Source organism: Shewanella seohaensis (assembly GCF_023283775.1).
GTDB lineage: Bacteria > Pseudomonadota > Gammaproteobacteria > Enterobacterales > Shewanellaceae > Shewanella > Shewanella seohaensis.
The window spans coordinates 130,741-156,868 of the sequence record NZ_JAKILE010000006.1; the positions used below are offsets into that span (position 1 = coordinate 130,741).

The following is a 26,128-nucleotide window of genomic DNA, read 5'->3' on the forward strand; positions in this document are numbered from 1 at the left end:
AAAGCTTAGTATCTGCCTACCCAGTTTATGGCTTGCTACGTGCACCAAACCTATTGCGTCGAACTTATTGCGATGAACTGATTACGATGAACTGATTGATATGCGCGTCTAACGGTGATTGGCAATAAAAAAACCGCATGCAGGGAGCCACATGCGGTTGAGCAAACTTAAGTGGTTAGTATCAATTCAACGATATTAGAACTTAAGCTCTGCACCTAGGTAGGCATAGCGACCAACACCACCGCCATAGGCGCTGCTGTAGTTACCATTACCCGTTTCGACTAAATCACCAGTATCCGCCACCCAAGGACCCTGATTGTCGAAAATATTACGCACACCGCCGTATAAACGTAATTCAGCCTGACTCACGTCCATAGTGTAAGACACCGACAAATCGTGGGTGATATACGAGCTGTAGAATAGGAATGCCGGCGTTTCTGGATTGGCTACCGCAGTGGCATCGCCAGCATCGAGTTTGGCTTGGTTTTCGGCTTTCAGCACGTTCCACTCTTCAACTCTATCGTGGCTATCGACCATGGCGCTCTTATACTTAGCGCTCCAACGTACACGCCAATCATCATTGCTCCAGGTTAATGAAATGGCACCTCTGTCCTCAAAAATCCCGCTGGCAAGCTCACCCACGTAGTCATCTTCAACTAAACCATCGGCGCCGTAGTAGCTAGTGCTGAATTCCAACACATGGGTCCAATTCGTTTTTAAGCTGAGCTCACCGTAACCGTCTAATTGCCACTCGTAGGCCATGGCGATATCAACACCACGGGTGACAATGTCATTTAGGTTCTGTTCCTGTTGGATAACCTGGGTGATTTGCCCTTCAGTATCGCGGCTGATGACCTGACAGTACTCGTTATCGGCGCCATAGGGATTACTCGAGTTATAACATTCGGCCAGAATATCCTCGTTGCTTAATGAACCAATGGCGTCGGTAACTTTGATATCGTAATAATCGACCGCCAGATTAAAGCCTTCGAGGAAGGCTGGCGCCATGGTAAAGCCTAAGGTATAGGTATCCGCGGTTTCCTCAGTGAGGTTTTCGTTACCAGCGTTCGGCGAATATTTAGAACCGCCCTCATCCTCAAAGATACCGTTAGTCGCAATTGCGGCAGCAATACCAGGGTCTTGGCGACAACTATCATGCCCCGCCCCTGTAGAGGTTGCTGTTACCCCATCACAAATATCGCGAATACTGTCGTAATCTCCACGGGGTGGAGAGATAAGCTCAGTAATATTCGGCGCACGTTGCGAGCGAGAGTAGTTAGCACGTAGGGCATAGTTGGCAATCGGCTCCCACAGGAGCCCCGCGCGATAGCTCGACATTAAGTCGATGTTTTTCTGGCTGTAATCGGCAAGACGCAATGACAAGTCTAGGTCGAGCCTATTAGCAAAAGCTTCATCCCTTAACAAAGGAAGATTCGCTTCACCAAAGGCTTCCCATACGGTCACATCCCCTTCAAAGGGCGGCACATCGTTAAACGTTATCGCATCGCCACGCATCGCTTTATCGGTATCGACGGCTTGAGTATCACGGCGATATTCGACCCCGAATGCCGATTGCACGCCACCCGCAGGCAATTCAAACAATTCACCTGAGATAAATCCTAGGGCATTAAATTGTGTGATATCCGTGTTGATATAGGGATTGGCGCGGATATAGTCCGCCCCTTCCTTACTGATTGAACCTTCACCAAAGATATTGACGGGAACACAGCCCTCGGCCCTTGCCTCTTCACTGGCACATTGGATAGTTACACCATCGGCGGCATATTCAGCATCCAGAGCATATTGCAGACGACGAATACTGATCTCATTGCTGCGGCGCTGACGCTGTTCAAACTTCCCGTAACCCAGTGAGGCATCCCAGGTCCAAGTTTCAAATAAGTTGCCCTGCAATCCCGCCCAAGTACGCAAAGTAGTACGCTCGTTATCGCTCTCGACGGGTCCAACTTCTTGGAAGCGGCGATCCCAAGTGATGCTCTTGCCTGCTGTTGCAGCAATTTCGGCTGGCACATAAGGATTGTTTGGTGAAATACTGCCCGCAGCAATAGTGCCAGGAAGACCCGTTACAGGGTCGATATACAGTTCAGTGTCGTTATAATCTTGGCCTTCGGCATCGGTACGACGAAACGCGTTATTGCGGCTAAACTGCACTTGCACATTCGCGCGCACATCGTCACTGAGGTCATAGTTCATTTTGACCGCCGCGGCCAAGGTATCCTCAGGGACCTTTAATAAACCTGTGGTGTAACCGTTATAACCATCACGCTCTTCTTTAAAATCAGTTTTAAGCTCAGTGCCATCGTACCACCAAGAGTTTGATTTAAAGCGGCCACCGACGATGTCATTGCTGCGCTCGCGCCAATCGTCTCGGGTAATATCGCGCATACACTGGTCGCCATCGACAGTGTTCATGGCATTACACATTTGCTTTTCATCGTAGGCAAAACTTGACTCGTACAGGGCTCTTTCCCTGTCGGTCGCAAATAACCCATGTTGCTTATCGTAAGTCGCACTGGCGAAGATATAACCTTTATCGCCATTAAAATCAGTGCCATAACCTACATCGACTGTGGTTTCACGACCACCACCTTCGGTGGTTTCGCCGCCACGGGCGTTAATCTCAAAGCCCGTCTTGTTCTGTTGAGTGATAATGTTCACCACCCCAGCAATCGCATCGGAACCATAGACAGCCGACGCCCCGCCGGTAATGATTTCGACCTTATCGACCATAGCGGCAGGAATGGTGCTTAAGCTGACATAGTTACCGCTATAACTGTTTGATACAACGCGACGACCATCGATCAAGGTCAGGGTACGGTCTGTACCTAGGTTACGTAAATCAATGGTTGAAAGACCCGTATTTTGCACGCTTGATTGGCTATTAGTACTGCTAACGCCTTCTGCTAATGCAGGAATTTGGTCAACTAGAATATCCGCCAATGATCCAATACCGCTATCGGCGATATCTTTCGCATCTAGGCCCTGCAATGGAGTGCTAAGTGAAAAGCTGTCACGCTTAATCCGCGAGCCCGTGACTGTCACTTTTTCGATGCTTTCTTGTTTATCCGCTACCTCGACTTCAACCCGATTAGCGCTTTCATTCACCGCATTCACTTCAATCGTATCGGCAGCCCATGCTACCGAAGGAGCAATGCCAAACATCGAAGCTTGAATTGCCAAGGTCAATAATTTCTTCTTCATCCTTCCCACCTTCACTTTTACAGCGCAAGCCATTCTTGTTGTTATTTGGAGCTGTTACTTGTTCTCGCCAAAAGTGCATTTATCGCTGCGATGTATCGTCAAACCCGTAGGCTTGCCAATCAGCAACAGCAAGAAAACACAATTAACATTTCAGCAACCAAAACGTTGTACTTTGCCGAGTGAAGGGCGGCAATGATATGCCACTCGTTTCTTTGCCCGTTTTATATCTATTAAATATCTATTCTTTAACTTTCAGTATATTAACCACATAAAAAGAGAATAAACCGACTATTGAATCCTCAAAAAACATCGCAGAAAAATCCCCAATACCAACTGTTTTTCATCAATACGACCTTGGTAAATAACCAACTAAAATGACGAATGTGCCCAAAATAAGCCGCTCATTGGCGCATGAAGCCACGTATCAAAAATGCACAATGTAAAAATCCATCTATGCTTGATCACAGTTGTGTCATCTAAACTCGCTAAAGTGATTGTTAACTAAGCAGTAAATACACAACCGACTCACTGTCAGGGCCGTACAAGGCCTGCACACTCTGGGCGCGCAAACATATCAATTAAGGGAATGGTTATTTATCTAGCTCGACTTAACCAGCAAGATAAACAAAGGTTTATGCAAAGAACGCGAAGCGTATGTCGGCATAAATCGTCTGAATAGGAAATCAATCAATGAATATGTCACAAAAAATGGCGGCAGAATTTTTGGGCACTCTGTGGCTCGTTCTCGGCGGCTGCGGCAGCGCAGTGCTGGCGGCGGCCTTTCCAGAAGTCGGGATAGGCTTACTCGGGGTGGCGTTAGCCTTTGGTTTAACAGTTCTGACGATGGCGTTTGCCATTGGTCATATTTCAGGTTGCCACTTAAACCCCGCCGTATCCTTTGGACTCTGGGCTGGCGGACGTTTTCCGGCATCGGAACTGCTACCTTATATCATTGCCCAAGTGGCAGGCGGTATTGTCGGTGCAGGCGTATTGTACGCCATAGCATCAGGGCAAGAAGGTTTTAGTCTCGCGGCGGGCTTTGCTTCTAACGGCTTTGGCGAACATTCGCCCGGCGGTTACAGCATGATGTCGGTGTTGATCTGCGAAATTGTGATGACCTTGTTCTTTTTATTGGTGATTTTAGGGGCGACCGACGAGCGAGCACCTAAAGGCTTTGCGCCCATTGCGATTGGTCTGTGTTTAACTCTTATCCACTTGATCAGCATTCCCGTGTCAAACACCTCGGTCAATCCGGCCCGCAGTACTGGCCCTGCGCTTTTTGTCGGCGATTGGGCCGTATCGCAACTGTGGATTTTTTGGGTCGCTCCTATCCTTGGTGCCATTCTAGCCGGCGTGATTTACCGTTATTTCAACGCTGCTAAGTAATTCCCCCGCTAGCAACAGCGCCCTCGCGGCGCTGTTGTGCTTTTTCAAACCCCGCTCTAATGTTACCATCTTGCCAACTGGTGAGTTTTGCTGTGCTGACGCTATACATGAGTCGCACGACAGGCTTCGCCCTATTCACGCATAAGAGATATTTTCATGAGCAAGACAGTTAAAACCTTTGCAGAAGCCGCTGGCATGACTCCAGAAGGTCGTTACGATTACCTCGTTGAACAAGTTAAACAACACAAAGTGTTATGGACGCTACAGGACCAAGATGGTTGCGTCATGCTGACCACTGAAGATGAAGATTGCATCCCAATGTGGCCAACCGAAGAAGCGGCCGAGTCTTGGGCGGTCGATGACTGGAGCGAATGCCAAACCTTAGCGATTCCCTATGATGAATGGCATGAAAGATGGGTTCCTGGCATGGAAGACGACGATCTGTTTGTTGCCGTATTCCCAGTACAGGATGACTTAGGTGTGGTCATTCCACCCTATGAATTAGATCAACGTTTAGTCACTAAACAAAGCCACTAATCAATAAGGGCAAACCGCAATGTCGCTGAGCGAGCAAGAATCCTCTTTGGCAACTCAGGCTACGCCGCCCTTGGCAAAAGCCCGTTTACCTAAACGCTTAATTGCCTTACTGTTACTCTATGTTGCGGCATCGGTTAGCGGCTTAATTGCCAAACAAGGGGTGCTTTTCTGCCTGTTAACCCTATTGATGGTGCTCGGGATTATCGGTCGCCAAAAGGCAGGGCTGATTATGTTAAGGGGTTACACCTTAGTGCAGTTGGCGCTAGTCAGCATGTTACCTGTGATCCTTTATGATCCTGACAATCTCGTGGCTGGACCAACCACGGTGCACCTTGGCGAGTGGCAAGAAAAGCTGCCCGATTACGTGATTTTTATCGTGTTGATTGTCTTATCTTTATTGCAGGTGTGGGTGGCATTCGATAAGAAAGTGAAGGCTTGGTTTAAACCCAAGCTTAATCTGAATATTATGAATTAATTCCAAAGCAAGGCGATTACGCCTGGCTTTGCCAGTACTTGCAACACAGGAAAGACCAACAAAAAAGCCGTCATCTCGACGGCTTTTTTATCTTCTATATCAGTTCACTACATGCGTAGAACAAACTTAAACAGAGAAACTTGCACCACAACCACAAGTCGTTGTCGCATTCGGGTTCTTCACAAAGAAACGCGAACCTTCGAGGCCAGAAGTATAATCCACTTCACCGCCAACGAGGTATTGTAAGCTCATGGGATCGACGACCAATTGGACGCCTTGCTTCTCAACGGTGAAGTCGCCTTCGTTGACCTTTTCATCAAAGGTAAAGCCGTACTGAAATCCAGAACAACCACCACCCGTCACGTACACACGTAGCTTAAGTGCAGGATTTTGCTCTTCTTCCAACAAGCCCTTTACCTTAGCGGCTGCCGCATCGGTAAATTTGATAGGCATTGCTGCGTCAGCTTGATCAGTCATTACTACCTCTTACATCAGTTTTCTGGGGCAAATTATCCGTTACCTGACTATTTTGTTCAAGTATTACCCGCGGTTCTTTTTCACCCTGTAAAAGCTCAGGGACACTATAGACATGTTCTGTCTGTGAATTTTTGGTCCAGCGGCTCGAAGGCACCACAACTTTGACTTTAACCTGCACTAGGTTAAATCCCGCAGGCACACTCACTTTGGTATCTATGACCTGAAAATAGCGAAAATCAAACTCGAGCTTAGAACCCGTGAGTTTGTTCACACTTAACTCAACGGATTTTCCGTCTTGCACGCCGATAAGGGTGATTTCGGTACGACCTTGAATCGCCTGCTTACGCTTTTGCAGTTGAGTCAAAATCAGCTTGAAATTGTATTCATCCGCTAAGGCGCCCGGCGTCATTTCTAAACCGTGAATAGCCACCCCTTCGGCATTGTCATCCGGCGACATGATACTGCGATAAAAGGCTAATTCGCGCTCTAACTCTTTTTGTTTTTTCATCTGCTGCGCAAACATATCCTGCATTTGCGCATTGGCTTCACGCTCGACAGATAATTCTAAATTACGTGTCGCAAGTTCCTGGGTTTGCGCCTCAAGTTCAGCGGTGACACGTTGCAGTTTACCGCCGCCAATATGCTTTACGACGGGCTCGTCACTGTTGAGCACAATAAAGCTTACCCAAGCGCCTAACAGAAAGGCCACTAAGACTAAGGACAATAAATACTTGGTCGATGGACGATACTTTAGATCCATGACTTGCAGCCGATCTAGCCAACGATGATAATTTGGCATTAGGTAACAGCCCCTTATATAAAATACAATCAACTCAAGAACGAGTTCGATACAATACAACTCAGGCCAATGCAGTGCAATTAACGATAAATAAAGCCGCGATTCAAGACGCCATCAGCACAGCTAAAAAGTACTTAACTAACGAGCTGCGTGATCATTTATCCCAAGCCAAGATCAGTGCGCAACTTTGCTTACTGGCCTTGCTATTCGCCATTTTCGCCTCCTGCGTGATCCTGTTGTTTCGACTCTTACTCCTGTGGGCGAACCATTACACCCAAATCGAGACGCTGGATTTTACGGGTAACGTCGCCGACTGGCGAGCCCTGTTGCCACTTTTGGGCGCCTTGTTGATCTGGATAGTCGCCAAACTCGGCTCCAAACGTTACAAGCGTATGGGGATTGCCTATGTATTACATAGGGTTAAATTGCACTATGGCAAAATTCCACTGCAATCTGCTGCGGGGCAATTTTTTCAGGCGCTGTTTGCCTTAGGTACTAATTTCTCGGTGGGCCGTGAAGGCCCCGCCATTCACCTCGGTGCAGTGAGTGCCAGTGTTTTAGCCGAAAAATTTAATCTTCCCGATAATAGCGTGCGGATTATGTGCGCCAGCGGGATTGCCGCAGGGATAGCCGCAACCTTTAACGCCCCGCTAGCGGCAGTAATATTTGTACTCGAAGTGATAGTGCGCGAGTACAAGGTGCATTACTTCTTCCCCATAATGCTGTCCGCCATTTGTGGTGCGGTTTCCAGCCAGCTGGTTTTTGGTAATGTGCACGAGTTTGACCGTATTCAGGTGATCCATATTCCATTAGATCACTATCCCATTTTAGCCTTGGGCGGTATTGCACTGGGCTGCGCAGCCGCCTTCTTCAATTTCGCCCTCCTTAAAGTCACCGCCACCGGACAAAACTGGCCACTGATTTATCGACTATTACTGGCGGGCAGTATCACTACCCTGATTGGTTTAATCTTGCCACAAGCTCTCGGCACTGGGGATTTAGCCATCAGTGAAGCCATTAGCGAGCACCCCAGTTTATTGCTGTTAATCGCCCTGCTTGCGGCCAAAATTATCGCCACCATAGCGGCAATTGGTCTTGGGATCCCGGGCGGCTTGATTGGTCCACTCTACGGCATTGGCGCCTTAATTGGTGCCATCTTAGCCTTAGTTAGCGCCATTCTATTCCCTTCGATTGCGCCTTACGTTGGCCTCTATACGGTTATCGGCATGACGGCGATGATGGGCGTTTGCCTCAGTGCACCGCTCGCCGCCCTAGTGGCGTTGCTTGAGATGACCAATGATGCCAGTATCATTCTGCCAGCGATGTTTGTAACCATTCCCGCCTTCTTGATTGCCTATCAAGGGTTTAAAACCAACTCTATCTTCTTCAAGCAGCTAGAGATTATGGGTTTAGGTTATAAAGTCGCCCCAGTGAATTTGGCGCTACAGAAAAAAGGCGTGCGCGCCCTGATGGATAAGCGTTTTGTTATCGTCAACAACAACGACGAGCTGCTGCTCGAAGTGTTAAAGCGCGCCGAAGGTCGCCCAGTGTTAGTGCGTAACGCCGATGGGGTGATCGAAATGCTCAGCCTCGAGATGCAATCCTACGATGACAACATCACCCTCTCGCGCCATCCGATGCAGGGGCTGAGTGACACTAAAACCCTCGATGAGGTGTATAACTTGTTGTCGCCCAAACGCAGCGGTGAGGTGTTTATCTACCAAGATACCCCAGACAATGTGGTGGGGGTGGTCAGTTGGTCGAACCTACAGCAGGAAATTCGCTCCGGCCAAGTCTAATCCCTGCGAAGATGGGCTTTGATTCACAAAATCCTGTATTAGCTGCCTAAAAAATCTATACGAGGGGGCGGCGACTATTTCGCTGCCCCAGTGCATCTGTTACAATCGCGCCTCAGCCACCCTACATATACACCAGGGCACAAAGCGCAACCTTGCACTTTAACGCCCCCTAGCAATTGGAAAACAGGCTGATGAACCAGTTCGAAGGATCTCATATCCTCTCCGTAAACCAGTTAGATCTTGATTCAATCCAAACTATTTTTAATGTTGCCAATCGTATGATGCCCTATGCACTTCGTGAGAAGCGCACTAAGGTGCTCGAAGGCGCCATTTTAGGTAACCTGTTTTTCGAGCCTAGTACCCGTACCCGCGTGAGTTTTGGCTGTGCCTTTAACTTACTCGGCGGCCATGTGCGTGAAACCACAGGCATGGCCTCTTCGTCCTTATCTAAGGGCGAGTCACTGTACGATACCGCACGTGTACTCTCGACCTATTCCGATGTGATTGCGATGCGCCACCCCGACTCTTATTCAGTAAAAGAGTTTGCCGAAGGTAGCCGCGTGCCGGTGATCAACGGTGGTGATGGTTCGAACGAGCACCCGACTCAAGCCCTGCTCGATTTGTTCACCATTCAAAAAGAGTTAGGCCATGCTGGCCGCGGTATCGATGGCATGCATATCGCCATGGTCGGTGACTTAAAATTTGGTCGTACCGTTCATTCTCTGTCGCGCCTACTGTGCATGTACAAGAACATCAGCTTCACACTGATTTCGCCTGCTGAGTTAGCAATGCCTGACTATGTGATCTCCGACATTGAAAATGCTGGCCATAGCATCAAAATAACAGACCAGCTTGAAGGCCACTTAGATAAAGCCGACATTCTTTATCTGACCCGCATTCAAGAAGAGCGCTTCCCATCCCAGGAAGAAGCGAACAAATACCGCGGTAAATTCCGTTTGAATCGCAGTATTTATACCCAACATTGCAAATCTAACACTGTGATCATGCACCCGCTGCCGCGGGATTCGCGTGCGCAAGCTAATGAGTTAGATAATGATTTGAACAGCCATCCTAATCTCGCTATCTTCAGACAGGCGGACAATGGACTGCTAATTCGTATGGCACTGTTTGCATTGACACTCGGGGTTGACTCGCAACTCGAAAAATATGAGTGTCCCGTTAATTGGTATTCACGTAAAGCCGATCGCTAATCGGCTACTTACTTTAAGGACTTAACATGACCCGTTCCGAAGCGCTATTTGAACAGGCTAAAAAAACCATCCCCGGCGGTGTTAACTCTCCGGTTCGTGCATTTAACGGTGTAGGTGGTTCGCCGCTGTTTATTGAAAAAGCCGATGGCGCTTATATTTACGATGCCGATGGTAAAGCTTATATCGACTATGTTGGCTCTTGGGGCCCGATGATCCTCGGCCACAACCATCCAAAAATCCGTGAAGCCGTATTAGCTGCGGTGCACAATGGTCTGTCTTTTGGCGCGCCAACCGAACTTGAAGTGCAAATGGCCGAGAAAGTCATCGCCATGGTGCCTTCTATCGAGCAAGTGCGTATGGTGAGCTCAGGCACTGAAGCCACCATGAGTGCGATTCGTTTAGCGCGCGGTTTTACCAATCGTGACAAGATCTTAAAGTTTGAAGGCTGCTACCATGGCCACGCTGACTGCCTATTGGTTAAAGCTGGTTCTGGTGCTTTAACCTTGGGTCAACCAAGCTCTCCAGGTATTCCTGAAGATTTTGCTAAGCACACCTTAACTGCTGTGTATAACGATCTCGATTCTGTTCGTACGTTGTTCGAGCAATATCCAACTGAGATTGCATGTATCATCATCGAGCCTGTGGCAGGCAACATGAACTGTATCCCACCTATCCCAGGCTTCCTCGAAGGTCTGCGCACTATGTGTGATGAGTTCGGTGCGTTGCTTATCATCGACGAAGTGATGACAGGTTTCCGTGTATCTCGAAGCGGTGCACAAGGCCACTATGGCGTTACTCCAGACTTAACCACACTGGGTAAAGTGATTGGCGGAGGCATGCCAGTAGGTGCATTTGGTGGCCGTAAAGAAGTGATGCAGTTTATCGCTCCGACAGGTCCTGTGTATCAAGCGGGTACCCTGTCAGGTAACCCAATTGCGATGTCAGCAGGTCTAGCGCAAATGGAAGCCCTGTGTGAAGAAGGTCTATACGAAGCGCTGAGCGCGAAAACCAAACGTATCGCCGAAGGCTTTAAAGCGGCTGCCGACAAACACGGCATCCCAATGGCCATCAACTATGTCGGTGGCATGTTCGGCTTCTTCTTTACTGAACAAGAGCAGATCACGCGCTTCGACCAAGTGACTAAGTGCAATATCGAACACTTCCGCACTTTCTATCACGGCATGTTAGATGAAGGTGTTTACTTAGCACCGAGTGCCTATGAAGCAGGCTTCCTGTCGATGGCCCATGGCGAAGAAGAACTGCGCCTCACGCTAGAAGCGGCGGATCGCGTATTAGCTCGTATGAAAGCGGCAATGTAAGCGATAGCTTAAAACACTAAGGGACGCATTTGCGTCCCTTTTTATTGCTTGGCGTTAGCGTTGGCTATTGCATGAGCCTTGGCCCCATCAATAGCTATCGGAACGTTTAGAACCTAAAGCTGATTTAAATACCACCGCCGCGACGAGGACCTGTAAGGTCAAAGTGATATGGTCAACCATCAGGCTAGGATTATGTAATATTCCCAATGCGATCAGCTGCTTGCCACTATATGTTAACCATACTAAAGAGCCTAATAACATCAGACTGCGGAGCACAAATGTCATTTTGCGTTATCCTTAAGATACAACATCCAGTGTCTTAATTACTAAAGAGGCACAAGATACAGCTCACTTTCTGTCCGGTCAATATTTTGACTTGGTCATTTTTGTGACACAGCTAAAGAATACCGCACTCAGCCCCCTAAACAGCACAAAATCCGATCCTTCACCTCTGTGACTGCATTTTCACACAATATTTCCTTCATAAAGAAAAATTAATTGCGGGATCGGCAAAATAACTGCTTAGACTTTAATCGTAGATCTTACTTTACAGTCCTCCGGCAATCTCGACCAAACAAGATAATTAACTGCTCATTAAAAATAAAACAGTGTTTAACGCTAAAAAATAATCATTTTCACTGAGACCAATATCACAAAATGACGCAAATCCGAGTTACAGCTAACAGTTGCGTTATTCACCCCATTATGTTCTGATCCGCACGCATTAACACGGCAAGCTTAATTTAGCCTTGATAATGCCACTCAATAGCTCGCCTTTGGCTTGCCACGACATTAAAACAGCAGTTGGAATTGCAGTTATGTTATATACCTTTCTGATCATACTGGCGGTGCTCGCATTGCTCAGTATTATTTTCGAAGAAGTCACCCACCTTAATAAAGCAAAAACCACCTTATTCTTTGGCTGTATTTCCTGGGTAGCACTGTTTATGGCTGCCGGAGACGCCAACCATGAGAAATTGGTTGCCCATCAACTCAATGAAAACTTGCTCGAAATTGCCACCCTGTGGCTGTTTTTGATGTCGACAATGACCTTTGTGGCCTATCTAAACGCCAAAGGTATGATCCAAATTATGGTGCAGAAGCTGTTCCCACAGAAGGTTTCTGTACGTTTGTTAATGATCCAAGTGGCCTTATTCGCGCTTATCCTGTCGGCTTTCTGTGATAACGTCACCGCGACTTTAGTGTCTTTAGGCTTGTTAACGACCTTTAAGCTCGAAAAGCAAATGCGCCGCAGAATGGCAGTGTTGATTATTTTCGCCGTGAACTCTGGCGGTGTCGCCCTGATCACCGGTGACGTCACCACCCTGATGATCTTCTTAGGCGGCCACGTACATATCTCCGAACTGTTGATGCTGTTTATCCCATCTGCCGTGAGTGTGATTTTACTGGCGACGTTGTTCTCATTAAAGGCTGAAGGCGTGGTTTCCACCACCCCGATTAAGCACAGCTATCAAACCGTGGATCTGCTAATTGCCTTAGTGTTCTTCTGCACGATTCTGATGACCATGCTGCTGAACATTCTGTTTGGTATTCCACCGGTACTGACCTTCTTAACCGGTCTGTCGATTATGTTCCTTATCGGCCACACCACCCGCAGTGATAAAGAAGAAATCAAGATCCTCGAATATATTCGCCAAGTCGAATACGACACCCTGTTGTTCTTCTTAGGGATTTTACTGCTGGTTGGTATGCTTAAAGAAATCGGCACCTTAGATATGCTGACCGAAGCTTACAGCCTGTTTAATCCAAACATCTCTAACTTCGTTACAGGTATGGGTTCAGCCCTGATCGATAACGTGCCATTGACGGCTGCGCTGCTTAAAGCAGAGCCAGTACTCAACACCCCAGAATGGTTAGGGTTAACCTACAGTGTGGGCGTGGGTGGTTCATTGTTAGTGATTGGTTCGGCTGCGGGTATCGTCGCCATGAGCAAAGTAAAAGAACTGACTTTCGTAAGTTATCTGAAATATGTGCCAGCCCTGTTCCTGTGCTACAGCATTGGTTACGCCCTGACCTTATTCCTGGCGTACAACTTCTTCGCTTAACCTTTGATTTTAAGCGATAAAAAAGGCGCCCATCGGCGCCTTTTTTGTTTGCTACAGCACAGTTAAATAGCGGGCACCCTAAACTGCGTGCCTTGGATTTCGAGCACCACATCCCGTGGGCGAATCGCAATAATCTTTAACTTGCCTCCAATCTGGTCGCCTTCCTGTAACTCGGCGCCATCGACATTCAACCAACGCTGACTCGCATCCGTCGAGTAAACGTGGGCAACAATATTAAATTCAGGTACTTGGAGCTGCAATCCCGCGGGCAGTTGCCCATATTTAGGAATATCGTCGTTTTCAACCTTAGGAATAGGATCAAGCTTGGCCTCAGTTACCGGCGTCTTAGCCGCCTTCACATATTCCACATCCTTGAGCGCATCCTGAAAATTCGCGACTAACTCATCCTCTTTGCGGCTCTGAGCCGTCTCTAAGCCCACATCGGCCGCCGCGGCATTAACTTGCTCACGCAGCGCCTCGAGTGTCGCTAAGCCCTGACGATTCGCATTAGCGCCCAACATAATAGGCTCTGACTCGCTCGTATTCTGTGGCGCAACGTCTTCGACAGAGGGTTGCTGCGTTCGAGTCGTTTCATCTAAGGCGGCAGACGTCGCCAGATAGTCATCGTAGCTAGGATCCGCACTCGCAGAAACGGATGCTGTGGTAGATAGAGCCGAACTCATGTTGGGGTTCTGATAAGGCTGCACGTTTGCAGGCGCCTCATTTAATACCTGCTCCCTCGGCAGTGCCACTTTGCCCGCTAATCGAAACCCTGACGATTCTACAGAGGTTTGCTCTGGTGCACCTGTTTGCAACGCAGCGCGAGTAACTGCACCTGCAGAGGCGCGAACACCTTCGGCAGATGGCTGCACAGTGGAGGCTGTCTGTGGCGTGTATTCAGCCTTTGTATCAGCCATGCTTGGATTGATACTGCTAGGCGCCAAATTCACTATCGACATCGCATTTTGCTGTTGCCAATTCGCCACGCCCCACGCCACACCCACACCCAGCGCCACCGCGACAGCGAGTAAGGATAATTTTGCCACGGGAAATGCAGATTTACGCGCCGTAGGATAACTTGCCCTCGGCGTTAATACCGCATCGGGTAAGGGTGAAGTTTGTTGCTGCTTATTACGGGTTACCGCATCGAGTAAAATGGACATTAACTCTGCGCTCCCTTATCGGTGAGGCGCGGTCCCTGATCACTTAAATACAAATTTAGTCTCACTAAGGTTTGATTACCTGCAATCCCGTCGGCCTTTAAACCATGTTGGCTTTGGAAAGCTTTCAGATCGTTCTCTAATTTCAGATCGAATTGAGACACCCGGCGCGAAGGTCGGTTAGCCACATGGGCAAGGGCGTTTTCAAGCCATTGTAATTGCCCAGGACTCGACTTCTGACTGATTTCCAGCATAGGCAAGTTAGGGGCCTGCCAGAGAATTTCAAAGGTGCCGCTAAAGTGTTGATTGAACCAGGCTCTATCGACCCAAAGCTGCTGCTCGCCCAACTGCATCAATAGCTGATCACCATCGACAGCAATCACAGCACCATAAAAATCTTGTTGGTTATCATCCACTAAATACACAACCGCGGGATAATTGAGCCTTGTGAGCGACATCCAATTACCCTGTTGCTGATAGCAGGAAAGCCCCTGCTCCAGCGCCGACTGACACGCGGTTAGGCCTTTAAAGGGGACTTTACCCCACACATTAAAGAGGCCTGCAAAGGCGGTATCGATACTGCGACTTTGTTTGATGGCCTCCTGCAATACCCGCGCACTCGGATCCGCCGCCGCAAGCGTTTGCGGCTCGCTAGCCACTGACGCACTCTGGGTTGCAGCCTGTGTTTGCTCCGGCTGAATACTATTAGCTTGAGTCGCGACTTGAGTCACTGCTGGTGTCGTTTGGCTCGCTTGTGTCACTGGCGAACTGGCCACATTGACAACCGCTGGACTTTCGGTAAATAACCAATAAGACACGCCGAAAGCCACAACCAATGCCGCCGCAATAGCGCTCGGCCACAAGAATTTATTTTGCTGTGGTTCTTCTTCGCCTAATACTTCAGCCGCCGCTTGTCTCACCATATGGTGATCGATTGGCACCTTAGATTGTGCGTAACCCGCCATCAAGGCACGTTCGCACAGCAAGTTAATTAACCGCGGAATGCCGCCACTGTATTTGTGCAGCACTTTAATGGCTTTACGAGTAAATAATGGTTCGAAACGACCCGCCACCTGTAAACGGTGCAACACATAGAGTGCGATTTCATCTTCATTAAGAGGCAATAGATGATAGCGGGCAGTAATACGCTGGGCTAACTGTCTAAGCTCTTGCCGTTTAAGCAGCAATTGCAGCTCAGGCTGACCAATTAAGATCACCTGCAGTAGTTTTTTCGTATCGGTCTCAAGATTGGTGAGCAGCCTTAATTGCTCTAATACTTCGGCACGCAGATGCTGCGCCTCATCGATGATGAGTACGGTATTGCGGCCTTTCTCATGATTAGCCAGTAAAAAACGACTCAAATGGTCAGTGAGTTGTTTAAGGGTTGGGTTTTCACCATAGCTAATCTTCAATTCATCACAGAGCGTGGCGAGTAACTCCAGTTCCGTCAGCGAAGGATTTAAAATAAATGCAGTGTCGGTATTATCGGGCAATTGCCCAAGTAAACAACGAGATACTGTCGTCTTCCCCGTGCCGACCTCCCCCGTCAACAACACAAAGCCCCCAGTTTCACCCAGTCCATAGGTCAAATGGGCTAAGGCCTCTCTGTGCCTGTCACTCAAAAATAAATAATGGGGATTGGGTGCAATCGAAAAAGGGTTATCACTGAGTCCATAAAAGGCCTTGTACATACCACCAATCATCCTAAGCTAAAAATAACGCCCCACGTTAAAACGTCCCAATGATATTGTCAAAACATCCGCAACATGGATGTGACATCCCAATAAATATCTGCATCCAAATTCGCCTCGCCATCGCCTCATCATGTTAAGCTAGCTTTATGACACACTAGCTAAAATATTCCTGTGAAAATTTATTTAGTGGGCGGAGCTGTACGAGACAGCCTGCTCAATCTCCCAATAAAAGATAAAGATTTTATGGTTGTCGGCGCAACTCCGGAGCAAATGCAGCAGTTAGGCTATCGCCAGGTGGGTAAAGACTTCCCGGTCTTTTTGCACCCTAAAACCCAGCAAGAATATGCATTAGCGCGCACAGAGCGCAAAGTCGGCCTCGGCTATGGTGGCTTCAGCTGTTACGCCAGTCCAGATGTCACCCTCGAGCAAGACCTGCTGAGACGCGATTTAACCATTAATGCCATCGCCCAAGATGAGGCGGGTAACTTGTACGATCCTTACCATGGCATCGCCGATATCAACGCGCGTAAGCTGCGACATGTGTCAGCCGCCTTTGCCGAAGATCCGCTGCGAGTATTAAGGGTTGCCCGCTTTGCCGCACGTTTTCATGACTTAGGTTTCGAGATTGCCGATGAAACCATGGCGTTAATGCAGCACATGAGCCAAACCGAGGAGTTAACCGCCCTTACCCCAGAGCGCGTCTGGCAAGAAGTCGATAAGAGTCTTGGCGGCCCTCATCCAGAAGTCTTCTTCGAAGTGCTACGCCAATGTGGCGCCTTGAAAGTCCTCTTTCCCGAGATTGATGCGCTTTTTGGTGTGCCACAACCAGAAAAATGGCACCCAGAGATAGATACGGGTTTGCACACTATGTTGGTGTTAGCCCAAGCCACCGCTCTGACAGAGGAAAAAGCCGTGCGCTTTGCCGCCCTAGTGCATGACTTGGGTAAAGCATTAAGTCCTAAAGAACATTGGCCTAAACACCATGGTCATGGACAAAAAGGCTTGCCCGTCATTAAAAGTCTGTGTGAACGCTTGCGGATCCCCAACGAGTATCGCGATCTGGCGCTCTTGGTGAGCGACCTACATCAGAATGTGCACCAAGCTTTTGAGTTAAGAAGCGAAACCATCATCAAACTCTTCGATAAAGCCGATTTTTGGCGTAAACCAGAACGGCTGGAGCAACTTCTATTAGCCTGCATCGCCGATATGCGTGGCCGAACCGGATTCGAGCATCACGCCTATCCACAAGGCGATTATCTTTCTGCTTGTTTTTTAGCCGCTAATACGGTCGATGTGAAGGCTATTATTGCGGCAGGTTTTCAAGGTGCACAGATAAAACAGGCGCTCAATTCGAAGCGGATAGAGGTTGTTGAGCAAGTGAAACTCAACTGGCAGCAATCCCAAGCCAAACAAACGCCATAAAATTGTAATATTTTTGTAAATTCGACCACGCTTTCTGGTAAATACAGTGCCATTTTTCGATGAAAAAGGCCGATATAACCGCGAAAAAACGCTTTTAAAAAAAATTTATATGTCTATAGTGGTTAAACGCATTAATATTCGTAGCAAATTAAAATAGCTATGTCATAATTAGGCAGTTTCGATTCCAAAGTGACGAAACATTCAAATCCAACCTATTTTAAGGGATTTTTTACAATGAACAAAAAAGTACTGATGATTGCTGGTTTAGCAATGACTGCCCTACTAGGTGGTTGTGCAAACACTACTGCTCTGGAAGAAAGCGTTGCAACTCTGGGCAACAAAGTTGATCAATTGTCAGCTGATGTTAGCTCTCTGAAATCAGAGCAAAGCAAACTGTCTGCAGACGTTAAAGATGCTAAAGCAGCAGCTATGGACGCACAAGCAGAAGCTAAGCGCGCTAACGACCGTCTAGACAACGTTGCTTCTCGTTACAAGAAGTAATGATAAGTAATTAACCTGTAATTCAGCAGGTTAGCATAAAAGGCTTGAGAGAGATGAAAGCGAATAGCACATCCATCCAAGCCTTTTTTTATGGCCTCAGTTAATCCAAGCACCCATCTTATCTTTTAAAGTCATCTCCAATTTAAGCCTACACTTTCTCGGCTCTTTAGCCCTTTACACTCATCATCTCTTTAAAACTCATTCGGCTTAACGGCAATGCCAGTTCAAAACCGAAGTTCATCGCTCATTTGTTTTAAGTGGATTTGATTTTTAATCTCATCCATAAACTGAGATTTTAAGTTTTCTTAATCCCCACGAATCTTTTGCTTAAAACTTTATTTTTGCCCCAGTGTTATCGTCGGCATTTTAAAGAAACTGCAACGCGACAAACTGAGGCTATTAGGGAAACAAAGGCAATAAACTGGTAATAATTGTGAGAGACAAAAGTGTAATAAAGATAAAGTTTAAGGGATGCCGTTTCGCATTTACATTAAAACAACATAAAAAGCTCGATTAGTATCATAGACTTGCGTAATTCACTCTATTCAAGCCCCCAGAAACGCATTCACTAAGCCAATGAATAGATTAAAAAACATCCTATTCAATTATGTATTTTGGCCTATTAGGACTCAATTAAAGACTTTTGCGCTAAGACCAAAACAAAATCAATTTCCAGCGTATCGAAGGCTTTCGTCCGAATAAGGTGTTTAACTTGTTCAGAGGCTCGCCACGCATAGGGTGTCATATCCAGCAAGACCAGCGCTTGCTCACCCGTAACGGACAAACTAAATTGCAATTGCTGCTGTTCTTTGACAATTAAACCCGAAGGTAAGTTAATTTGGGGCGTTTTTTCAGTCAGTTCCGGATAAATACACTCCCTGATTTGCCACAAATGCCGCGCACCCGGGATCACCTGTAACATCAAGCCTTGCTCTTTAAGGACTCGAACGCATTCCTTCCCCTTCAACGGCTTATCGACCACAGTGATAAGGTCAATGCAATTGTCAGCAAAAGGCAGCACTTTTGAGGTGCTTAAGCACAGCGCGGCAGGGGTTTGCGCTTTGGCCGCAGCAAAAATAGTATTTTCTGCGTCCGCTACGCCACTGTACTGGACGTTTAGCTCGTTTGTGAGTTTAGGTAGTACAGAAGCTAAAGCACGCAGATAGAAGCCGTCAGCGCACTCGTAGTCCAATAGGCAATTATCCGCTTTCAGATGAGGGGCGAGCATCGCCGCCATTTTTTCAACCAAAGGTGAAAAAATTCCCGACTCAAGCAAGAAGCGCTTTGCCCGCACTTGCTGACGGGAGTCGCCAGTCGGCTTTTGCCGTGCCGGTTTAGTAAAAATCCAATAACCCGCTTCGCTTTTATCAAAATGGTGCTTGTTCGCACAGTAAAAACCTTGGGATGCCTGATGCTGCATCAGTGCCGAACCACAGGTAGGACATTGAAATTGAAGGCTCATAACTTACTCCGTTAACGAAAATCCGCGCCTAAAAACACAAAAATCGGGTACTAGACCCGATTTTTTAGCCATGACGCCCCTGTATTATAGGAAGATAAATCCACATAACACAGCACCGAGGATGAGGCGGTAAATCACAAATGGCGTCATACCCATACGGCTGATGATTTTTAAGAAATAGTGAATACACAGATAAGCGGCTACAAATGAAATCACAGTGCCGAGTGTCAGTGCTTGATAATCAATGGGAAGCGGGCTTTCAGCCAAATCTTTACCCACTAGAATAGCCGCCCCCAAGCTAACAGGCACAGACATCAAGAACGAGAATCGCGCTGCGGCATCACGGCTAAGGCCTAACATCAGCGCCGCCGTCATCGTCGCGCCCGAGCGTGAAGTACCAGGGATTAATGCCAGCGCCTGAGCAAAACCAATTAATAACGCCTTGCGCCAACCCGTTTGATAAACAGTTAAGTCACGGCGTGACATCTTATCCGCCCACCAGAGCAGCAAACCAAAGACCACAGTCGTCACGGCGATAACACCAGCGCTGCGCAGATGGGTTTCGATAAAGTCTTTGGCCATAAAGCCAAAAAACACTGCGGGTAAAGTGGCAAGAATGATCCACCAGGCTAACTTACTGTCATCGGAATGCTGACCTTTCACCATGCTGGCAATCCAAGCCTTGAACATGGCCCAAAGTTCCTTGCGAAAATAAATCACCACGGCGAATAATGAGCCCGTGTTCACGGCAACGTCGAAGGATAAGCCTTGGTCTTCCCAGTCTAAAAGCTGTGCGGGTAGGATAAGGTGCGCCGAACTAGAAATGGGGAGGAACTCTGTTAATCCTTGAATTAACGCTAAAATAATTACCTGAAACGTATCCATGACAATCCTATCAATCAATTAAAAAGTGAGCCCATGAGGCCATTCAAAGGCTACCGGCCACAGCTTTTGCGACGCTTTATCATATTCATCCCACATTACGGCATAGGTTTTCTGCTGCAATGGGTGAACCAAATTGGGGGCGATTTCCGCTAAAGGCCAAAGCACAAAAGCATTAGTGACAATTTCGGCGCGGGGCAGTACCACAGGGGTCTGACAAACGACATCATCGTAAAGCAATAGGTCAATATCTAAGGTTCTTGGACTAAACTTTTTGGCCCCCACCAACCGGCCGTGATTTTGCTCGATTTGCTTAAACTGCGCAACTACCTCAGCAATATTCAGGCTCGTTTGTGCACAAGCCACCATGTTTAAAAAGTTAGTGCCATCAAACCCTACGGCTTCACTCTCATACATAGAGGAAAGCTGTAGTGGACCAAAGTGCTCTCGTAATGACTGCAAGCCCGCCTTCAGATAGCGAGAAGGTTCTATATTACTGCCTAAACTAATGTATATACATGCCATACCAATGTCCGAACCGTCCGCCTAACTAAGCTAAAACCCGAATCTAGAGTAACGACTAGCGTGAGCGTTCAATCTCAACCCCAACGGCAGAAGCTGAAGGCACGGCGCCGGGTTTCATCACCACGACTTTCACCCAATTGACCTTAAACTCGTTGAGCACACATTCGGCCACTCGCTCGGCAACGGTTTCGATTAACTCGATGGGCTTTTCGGTAACGAGCTGAGTCAGGCGGTTCGACACCGTTTCATAGCAGAGTGCGTATTGATAGTTGTCAGTTGCCGCAGCGGCCTTATTGTCCCAAGCCATGTCGAGATCCAAAAACAGGCTCTGCTGGATTTTCTTTTCCCATTCATAGACGCCAATCACAGTATCAATACGTAATTGTCGAATAAGCACTTTATCCATACTAATTCCTACTAACTCATGCCAATGAGGTCTGATAAGCTAAACGCGATAGAGTCTGTATAATCCGCCGTTCGATGGAACGACTAATTTACTTTCTACTCGGACCAATCCGAAGTAGGATAACGCCCAAATGGATTTGTTCGTTCAGAAACTATCGCAACTTGATAAGTCGCGTTATCGCTATCGCTTATGACTGAATGCTTGCCAAGAGGCTGTTTAATTGTGGCGCGATAATACCTTAAGACGTGTAAGGAAACCAATGTGAGTCAATTAACACTGACACTTTTGATGATTGTGGCCGCCTATTTAGCCGGTTCTGTCTCAAGTGCTGTGCTAGTGTGTAGGATGAGAGGCCTACCCGACCCAAGATTGCAAGGCTCAGGTAACCCCGGAGCCACCAACGTGCTGCGCATTGGCGGCGCAAGCTCGGCTGCCATGGTGTTATTTTTCGATATGCTTAAGGGCGCCTTACCCACTTATCTTGCCTATTTAATGGGAATTGACGCCATATCCCTCGGCCTGATCGCCATCGCCGCCTGTCTTGGGCATATCTATCCGATATTTTTTGGTTTTAAAGGTGGCAAAGGCGTGGCGACAGCTTTTGGTGCCATGGCACCGATTGGCGATGACTTGGCCATCTGCTTGATGGCTTCTTGGGTTGTCTTAGTCCTGATCAGCCGCTACTCTTCCCTCGCCGCGATAATCACCGCCCTACTGGCACCACTTTATACTTGGTGGCTAGATGACAGATTTACGATTCCCGTCGCGATGCTCTCAACGCTGATTATCATCCGCCATAAAGAAAATATTCAGCGGCTGCTGAAAGGCGAAGAGTCTAAAGTGTCACGTAAAAAGCGTCCTAAAACACCTTAGGCAAGCAGCACCTTAGTCACGTAATACCATAGTTATGCAAAACACGACTCACGCCTAGAATGGCTTGATAACGCATTCGAAAAACCCATATTCGAGTGACCAATCCAAGAGAACAATAAAAAACAGCGCATCATGCGCTGTTTTTTATTGTTCTTATTTGGCTCGTGATAACTTATGCAACAGGCGGTAAGGTATCGAGTGGCCATCTCGGTTGACCTTTGACCGCTAAGTCTTCCTGTTGCCCCGCCTTTAAACGCTGCAGTCCAGCGAAAGCAATCATAGCGCCGTTGTCAGTACAAAACTCACCACGTGGATAATAAACTCGGCCACCGATAGAGGTCATCATCTCGGCCAAGGTTTCCCGTAGGCGCGTGTTGGCACTTACGCCACCCGCGATCACTAAACGGTTATAGCCAGTTTGTTTTAACGCACGGCGACATTTAATCGCGAGCGTATCAACGACCGCTTCTTCAAAGGCGCGGGCGATGTTGGCGCGGGTTTGCTCATCGTCGGGCTCGGCGGCAATGGTATTGGCGGTGAAGGTTTTCAGGCCTGAGAAGCTAAAATCGAGTCCGGGTCTGTCGGTCATTGGGCGCGGAAATTGATAACCTGCTGGCTCACCTTTGGCGGCCAGTTTTGCAAGCCGTGGACCGCCGGGATAATCCAGCCCCATCAACTTAGCCGTTTTATCGAAGGCTTCACCGGCGGCATCATCCACCGACTCACCTAAGACTTCATAAAGGCCGATACCATCAACCTTTACTAACATAGAGTGGCCGCCAGACACTAACAGTGCCACAAAAGGAAACTCAGGCGCATCGTCTTCCAGCATTGGCGCCAACAAATGCCCTTCCATATGATGCACACCTATGGCGGGTTTGTTCCAAGCAAAGGCAAGTGAGCGGCCAACACAAGCACCCACTAATAAAGCACCGATAAGGCCAGGGCCTTTGGTGTAGGCAATACCATCTAAATCGGCAATTTCGGTATTAGCATTCTTCAACGCTTGGCGGATCAGCGGGACAATTTTGCGCACATGGTCACGGGAAGCCAGTTCAGGCACAACCCCACCATAATCCGCATGCAACTTAACCTGACTATATAAAGCATGGGAGAGCAATCCCAGCTTATCGTCATAGACGGCAATACCTGTCTCGTCACAAGATGTCTCAATACCTAGAACCCGCATGGTGCCTCATATCCAAATTACCAAAGGGCGCTAATTCTACCTGTATGATGACAATTACTCCAGTCGCCGATCATCATATTCCCCTAGCCAAACCCGCCGCAAAGGATTAGGGCTTTACAAGCCTAGTTGTCTCGGTATAAAATTCCGCACCATTTTAAATACACTTGGTTCAAGCAATTGAACCACACAACCTACACCTAAGGGGTGATGGCGTATGCCAATTATTAAAGTACGTGAAAACGAACCATTCGACGTAGCTCTGCGTCGTTTCAAGCGCTCTTGTGAAAAAGCTGGTATTTTAGCCGACGTGCGTGCTCGTGAATTCTACGAGAAGCCAACTACTGCACGTAAGCGCGCAAAAGCAGCTGCAGTTAAACGTTTAGCTAAAAAGCTTTCTCGCGAAAACGCACGTCGCGTACGTTTATACTAATCTCTTATGAGCCTAATTGATCAGCTAAAAGACCATATGAAACAGGCCATGATCGCCAAAGAGAAGGCGAGATTGAGCACTATTCGTATGGCACTTGCAGCCATCAAACAGATTGAAGTGGATACCCGCGAAACTCTGAATGATGAGCAGGTTATAGCTGTCTTAACCAAAATGGTGAAACAACGTCGCGATTCGATTGCTCAATATGAAGCAGCGGGTCGTAGCGAGTTGGCCGCAGCAGAAGCAGAAGAGATTCAAGTTATTGAAACTTTCCTGCCAACTCCCCTCTCTGAGGCGGAAATTGCCGCGTTCATCGATGCCGCTATTGCTGAAATAGGCGCATCCTCCATGGCGGATATGGGCAAAGTAATGGGAGCATTAAAACCTAAAGTTCAAGGACGTGCAGACATGGGCGCTATCGGCGCTATGATCCGTGCAAAATTGCAATAATTAGCGTTTCAATGTATGAACAAGCCGTGCCTATGCGCGGCTTGTTTGTTTAAATTCGCGCAAGGCGAGATTTTAAGCACTCAATGGCAATACCTCGTGATTTTATCAATGAGCTAATCGCTCGCACCGACATTGTCGAACTTATCGACCGCAAGGTGCCCTTGAAAAAGGCGGGTAAAAACTACTCGGCCTGTTGTCCTTTTCATAGCGAAAAATCACCTTCGTTTACCGTTAGCCGCGATAAACAGTTTTATCATTGTTTTGGCTGCGGTGCCCATGGCAACGCCATCGATTTTGTCATGGAGTACGACAGACTCGACTTTGTCGATGCAATCGAAGATCTTGCCGGACAACTGGGCTTAGAAGTCCCAAGGGAACAAGGCACGGGTAAACGCCAAGATGATGGCCTAAGCCGTGATCTATACCAATTAATGGAAGAAGCGAGTCGCTTTTTTCAAACTCAGTTAAGACAACACCAAGATAAACAAAAAGTCATCGACTACCTCGCCTATCGCGGATTATCCGATGATATTGTTGAGCATTTTGGAATTGGTTTTGCGCCCGACGGTTGGGATGGCTTATTAAGCCGCTACCGACACAGTCAAGATGCACAAGATAAACTCCTGACCGCAGGCATGCTGATCAGCAATGACAACGGTAAAAGATACGACAGATTCCGTGACCGCCTGATGTTTCCTATTCGCGACCGCCGTGGTCGTGTGATTGGATTTGGTGGCAGAGTATTGGGAGATGGCACCCCCAAGTACTTGAATTCGCCAGAAACGCCCATATTTCATAAGGGCAATGAACTCTACGGTCTATACGAGCTAAAACAACGTCATCGCGATCCCGATAAGGTACTGATTGTCGAAGGCTATATGGACGTGGTCGCCCTCGCCCAATATGGCGTGGATTACGCGGTTGCCTCACTAGGCACCTCGACGACGGCAGAGCAATTCCAGTTGTTGCTACGTAGTGCCAAGGAAGTGATTTGTTGTTATGACGGCGATAGAGCTGGCCGTGAAGCAGCCTGGAGAGCCTTAGAAACTGGCTTACCAATGTTAAAACCAGGTAATACCGTAAAATTCGCGTTTATGCCTCAAGGTGAAGACCCAGACTCTTTAATACGGCAAAAAGGTAAGGAGCAGTTTGAGCTGTTAATTGATAATGCTCAACCGCTTGAAACGTTTTTATTTGATACATTGGCGCAAAAATATTCCAATGACAAAAAACTAATTGCTGAAAAAGCAAAAGCAATGATCGAAACAGTAAAAGACCCATTGTTACAAAATATATTGCTACATGGGTTAATGAAAGAAGTGCAAATGCAGTCAGTTGAAGAACTTAAACAAAAACTTCAAATTAAATTTGCAACTCATTCGATAGAAAGAAAAGGACTCAAAGGACGCGGTACACCATTGCGACTTGCCATCGCCTTGTTAGTGCAGCATCCCGAGCTGGGAGTGGGATTATCCCCACAACCGGCATTAAACCATCTGCAAATGCCAGGCATCGACTTGCTGCCATTGCTGTTGGAATTAACACGAGAGCATAGGTTAAACAGCGCACAACTACTTGAGCAATTCAGAGACAGCCCCCACAGCGGGACACTGCATAAATTAGCCCAATGGGACCATCAAGTGGCGGATGAAAACCTGCTCGAAAAGTTTAAACAGACCCTGGTTTGGTTGAACAATCAATATATTGAACAACGATATCAGGAATTGAGTCTAAAACAGACCCATACTAAGGAAGAGAAGATCCAGCTGCAGAAGCTGATCTCAGTCATGAAAGGACTAAACTGAGGCAAAAATGTCCTCAATCAGTATCCCAGTGACTAGCACAG

The 26,128-nt window shown here is 47.6% G+C and carries 24 protein-coding genes; 13 read left to right on the plus strand and 11 right to left on the minus strand.

The window, feature by feature from the left end; translation table 11 throughout:
- Window positions 1-195: 195 nt before the first annotated feature.
- Window positions 196-3,219 carry a TonB-dependent receptor plug domain-containing protein gene (locus L2713_RS09035; protein ID WP_248967656.1) on the minus strand — a complete coding sequence of 1,008 codons (3,024 nt, stop codon included), beginning with the start codon at window positions 3,217-3,219 and terminating at the stop codon, window positions 196-198.
- A gap of 690 nt (window positions 3,220-3,909) precedes the next feature.
- Here L2713_RS09035 and aqpZ point away from each other — a divergent pair.
- The 3 genes from aqpZ to L2713_RS09050 all read left to right on the plus strand — a co-directional run bounded on the left by aqpZ (window position 3,910) and on the right by L2713_RS09050 (window position 5,617).
- Window positions 3,910-4,605 (plus strand): aquaporin Z, encoded by a 696-nt coding sequence (gene aqpZ / locus L2713_RS09040; RefSeq protein WP_011626908.1) that lies wholly within the window; start codon window positions 3,910-3,912, stop codon window positions 4,603-4,605.
- Window positions 4,606-4,761: 156 nt separating this feature from the next.
- Window positions 4,762-5,142, plus strand: coding sequence for a DUF2750 domain-containing protein (locus L2713_RS09045; RefSeq protein WP_011626909.1), 381 nt, complete (start codon window positions 4,762-4,764; stop codon window positions 5,140-5,142).
- Between the two features lie 19 nt (window positions 5,143-5,161).
- Entirely contained in the window at window positions 5,162-5,617 is a 456-nt protein-coding gene (locus tag L2713_RS09050) for a hypothetical protein (RefSeq protein WP_011626910.1), read from the plus strand.
- A gap of 126 nt (window positions 5,618-5,743) precedes the next feature.
- Here L2713_RS09050 and erpA read toward each other — a convergent pair whose 3' ends face one another.
- Together erpA and L2713_RS09060 are read right to left on the minus strand one after the other, a co-directional pair.
- Window positions 5,744-6,094 (minus strand): iron-sulfur cluster insertion protein ErpA, encoded by a 351-nt coding sequence (gene erpA / locus L2713_RS09055; protein WP_011623639.1) that lies wholly within the window; start codon window positions 6,092-6,094, stop codon window positions 5,744-5,746.
- Window positions 6,087-6,893 (minus strand): DUF6776 family protein, encoded by an 807-nt coding sequence (locus L2713_RS09060; RefSeq protein WP_011626911.1) that lies wholly within the window; start codon window positions 6,891-6,893, stop codon window positions 6,087-6,089. The genes erpA and L2713_RS09060 overlap by 8 nt, the downstream gene beginning before the upstream one ends.
- 74 nt (window positions 6,894-6,967) lie before the next feature.
- Here L2713_RS09060 and L2713_RS09065 point away from each other — a divergent pair, with 74 nt between their 5' ends.
- The 3 genes from L2713_RS09065 to hemL all read left to right on the plus strand — a co-directional run bounded on the left by L2713_RS09065 (window position 6,968) and on the right by hemL (window position 11,222).
- Entirely contained in the window at window positions 6,968-8,692 is a 1,725-nt protein-coding gene (locus tag L2713_RS09065) for a chloride channel protein (protein ID WP_248967657.1), read from the plus strand.
- A 191-nt stretch (window positions 8,693-8,883) separates the two neighbouring features.
- Entirely contained in the window at window positions 8,884-9,903 is a 1,020-nt protein-coding gene (locus L2713_RS09070; protein WP_088210475.1) for an aspartate carbamoyltransferase, read from the plus strand.
- 26 nt (window positions 9,904-9,929) lie between these two features.
- On the plus strand, window positions 9,930-11,222 hold the full coding sequence (hemL, locus tag L2713_RS09075) for a glutamate-1-semialdehyde 2,1-aminomutase (protein WP_089067246.1): 1,293 nt from the start codon (window positions 9,930-9,932) through the stop codon (window positions 11,220-11,222).
- Window positions 11,223-11,309: 87 nt separating this feature from the next.
- On the opposite strand, the gene L2713_RS09080 is transcribed toward hemL, so the two are convergent.
- A complete protein-coding gene (locus L2713_RS09080) occupies window positions 11,310-11,507 on the minus strand; it encodes a hypothetical protein (protein WP_011717913.1) in 198 nt (65 codons plus the stop codon).
- A 533-nt stretch (window positions 11,508-12,040) separates the two neighbouring features.
- Between L2713_RS09080 and nhaD the strand changes: the two genes are divergently transcribed.
- Window positions 12,041-13,288 carry a sodium:proton antiporter NhaD gene (gene nhaD, locus L2713_RS09085; protein ID WP_041408837.1) on the plus strand — a complete coding sequence of 416 codons (1,248 nt, stop codon included), beginning with the start codon at window positions 12,041-12,043 and terminating at the stop codon, window positions 13,286-13,288.
- Window positions 13,289-13,350: 62 nt separating this feature from the next.
- Here the strand turns inward: nhaD and L2713_RS09090 are convergent, their stop codons facing one another.
- Window positions 13,351-14,451, minus strand: a complete 1,101-nt coding sequence (locus tag L2713_RS09090) for a general secretion pathway protein GspB (protein WP_248967658.1) — start codon at window positions 14,449-14,451, stop codon at window positions 13,351-13,353.
- The gene (locus L2713_RS09095; RefSeq protein ID WP_248967659.1) at window positions 14,451-16,139 is read right to left on the minus strand and encodes an ExeA family protein; all 1,689 of its coding nucleotides are present in this window, start codon (window positions 16,137-16,139) and stop codon (window positions 14,451-14,453) included. Before L2713_RS09095 ends, L2713_RS09090 begins: the two co-directional genes overlap by 1 nt.
- Before the next feature lie 174 nt (window positions 16,140-16,313).
- Here L2713_RS09095 and L2713_RS09100 point away from each other — a divergent pair, with 174 nt between their 5' ends.
- A complete protein-coding gene (locus L2713_RS09100; RefSeq protein ID WP_248967660.1) occupies window positions 16,314-17,564 on the plus strand; it encodes a multifunctional CCA addition/repair protein in 1,251 nt (416 codons plus the stop codon).
- Window positions 17,565-17,798: 234 nt separating this feature from the next.
- Window positions 17,799-18,065: an Lpp/OprI family alanine-zipper lipoprotein gene (locus tag L2713_RS09105; RefSeq protein ID WP_011623648.1), complete on the plus strand. Its 267-nt coding sequence runs from the start codon at window positions 17,799-17,801 to the stop codon at window positions 18,063-18,065.
- 622 nt (window positions 18,066-18,687) lie between these two features.
- Here the strand turns inward: L2713_RS09105 and L2713_RS09110 are convergent.
- The 4 genes from L2713_RS09110 to folB all read right to left on the minus strand — a co-directional run bounded on the left by L2713_RS09110 (window position 18,688) and on the right by folB (window position 21,340).
- Entirely contained in the window at window positions 18,688-19,527 is an 840-nt protein-coding gene (locus tag L2713_RS09110; RefSeq protein WP_248967661.1) for a putative RNA methyltransferase, read from the minus strand.
- Window positions 19,528-19,611: 84 nt separating this feature from the next.
- Complete coding sequence (locus L2713_RS09115; protein WP_248967662.1) at window positions 19,612-20,412, minus strand: undecaprenyl-diphosphate phosphatase; 801 nt, start codon at window positions 20,410-20,412, stop codon at window positions 19,612-19,614.
- An 18-nt stretch (window positions 20,413-20,430) separates the two neighbouring features.
- The gene (gene folK / locus L2713_RS09120; RefSeq protein WP_248967663.1) at window positions 20,431-20,934 is read right to left on the minus strand and encodes a 2-amino-4-hydroxy-6-hydroxymethyldihydropteridine diphosphokinase; all 504 of its coding nucleotides are present in this window, start codon (window positions 20,932-20,934) and stop codon (window positions 20,431-20,433) included.
- A 55-nt stretch (window positions 20,935-20,989) separates the two neighbouring features.
- A complete protein-coding gene (folB, locus tag L2713_RS09125; protein ID WP_248967664.1) occupies window positions 20,990-21,340 on the minus strand; it encodes a dihydroneopterin aldolase in 351 nt (116 codons plus the stop codon).
- A 261-nt stretch (window positions 21,341-21,601) separates the two neighbouring features.
- Between folB and plsY the strand changes: the two genes are divergently transcribed.
- Window positions 21,602-22,213, plus strand: a complete 612-nt coding sequence (gene plsY, locus L2713_RS09130; RefSeq protein ID WP_086903110.1) for a glycerol-3-phosphate 1-O-acyltransferase PlsY — start codon at window positions 21,602-21,604, stop codon at window positions 22,211-22,213.
- Between the two features lie 172 nt (window positions 22,214-22,385).
- Here the strand turns inward: plsY and tsaD are convergent, their stop codons facing one another.
- On the minus strand, window positions 22,386-23,402 hold the full coding sequence (gene tsaD, locus L2713_RS09135; RefSeq protein ID WP_011623654.1) for a tRNA (adenosine(37)-N6)-threonylcarbamoyltransferase complex transferase subunit TsaD: 1,017 nt from the start codon (window positions 23,400-23,402) through the stop codon (window positions 22,386-22,388).
- Window positions 23,403-23,616: 214 nt separating this feature from the next.
- On the opposite strand from tsaD, the gene rpsU reads away from it, so the two are divergent.
- The 3 genes from rpsU to dnaG all read left to right on the plus strand — a co-directional run bounded on the left by rpsU (window position 23,617) and on the right by dnaG (window position 26,087).
- Window positions 23,617-23,832, plus strand: a complete 216-nt coding sequence (gene rpsU, locus L2713_RS09140; protein WP_006080725.1) for a 30S ribosomal protein S21 — start codon at window positions 23,617-23,619, stop codon at window positions 23,830-23,832.
- Between the two features lie 6 nt (window positions 23,833-23,838).
- Window positions 23,839-24,282 carry a GatB/YqeY domain-containing protein gene (locus L2713_RS09145; RefSeq protein WP_011717923.1) on the plus strand — a complete coding sequence of 148 codons (444 nt, stop codon included), beginning with the start codon at window positions 23,839-23,841 and terminating at the stop codon, window positions 24,280-24,282.
- Window positions 24,283-24,365: 83 nt separating this feature from the next.
- The gene (dnaG, locus tag L2713_RS09150) at window positions 24,366-26,087 is read left to right on the plus strand and encodes a DNA primase (protein ID WP_248967665.1); all 1,722 of its coding nucleotides are present in this window, start codon (window positions 24,366-24,368) and stop codon (window positions 26,085-26,087) included.
- The last annotated feature ends 41 nt before the right edge of the window (window positions 26,088-26,128 follow it).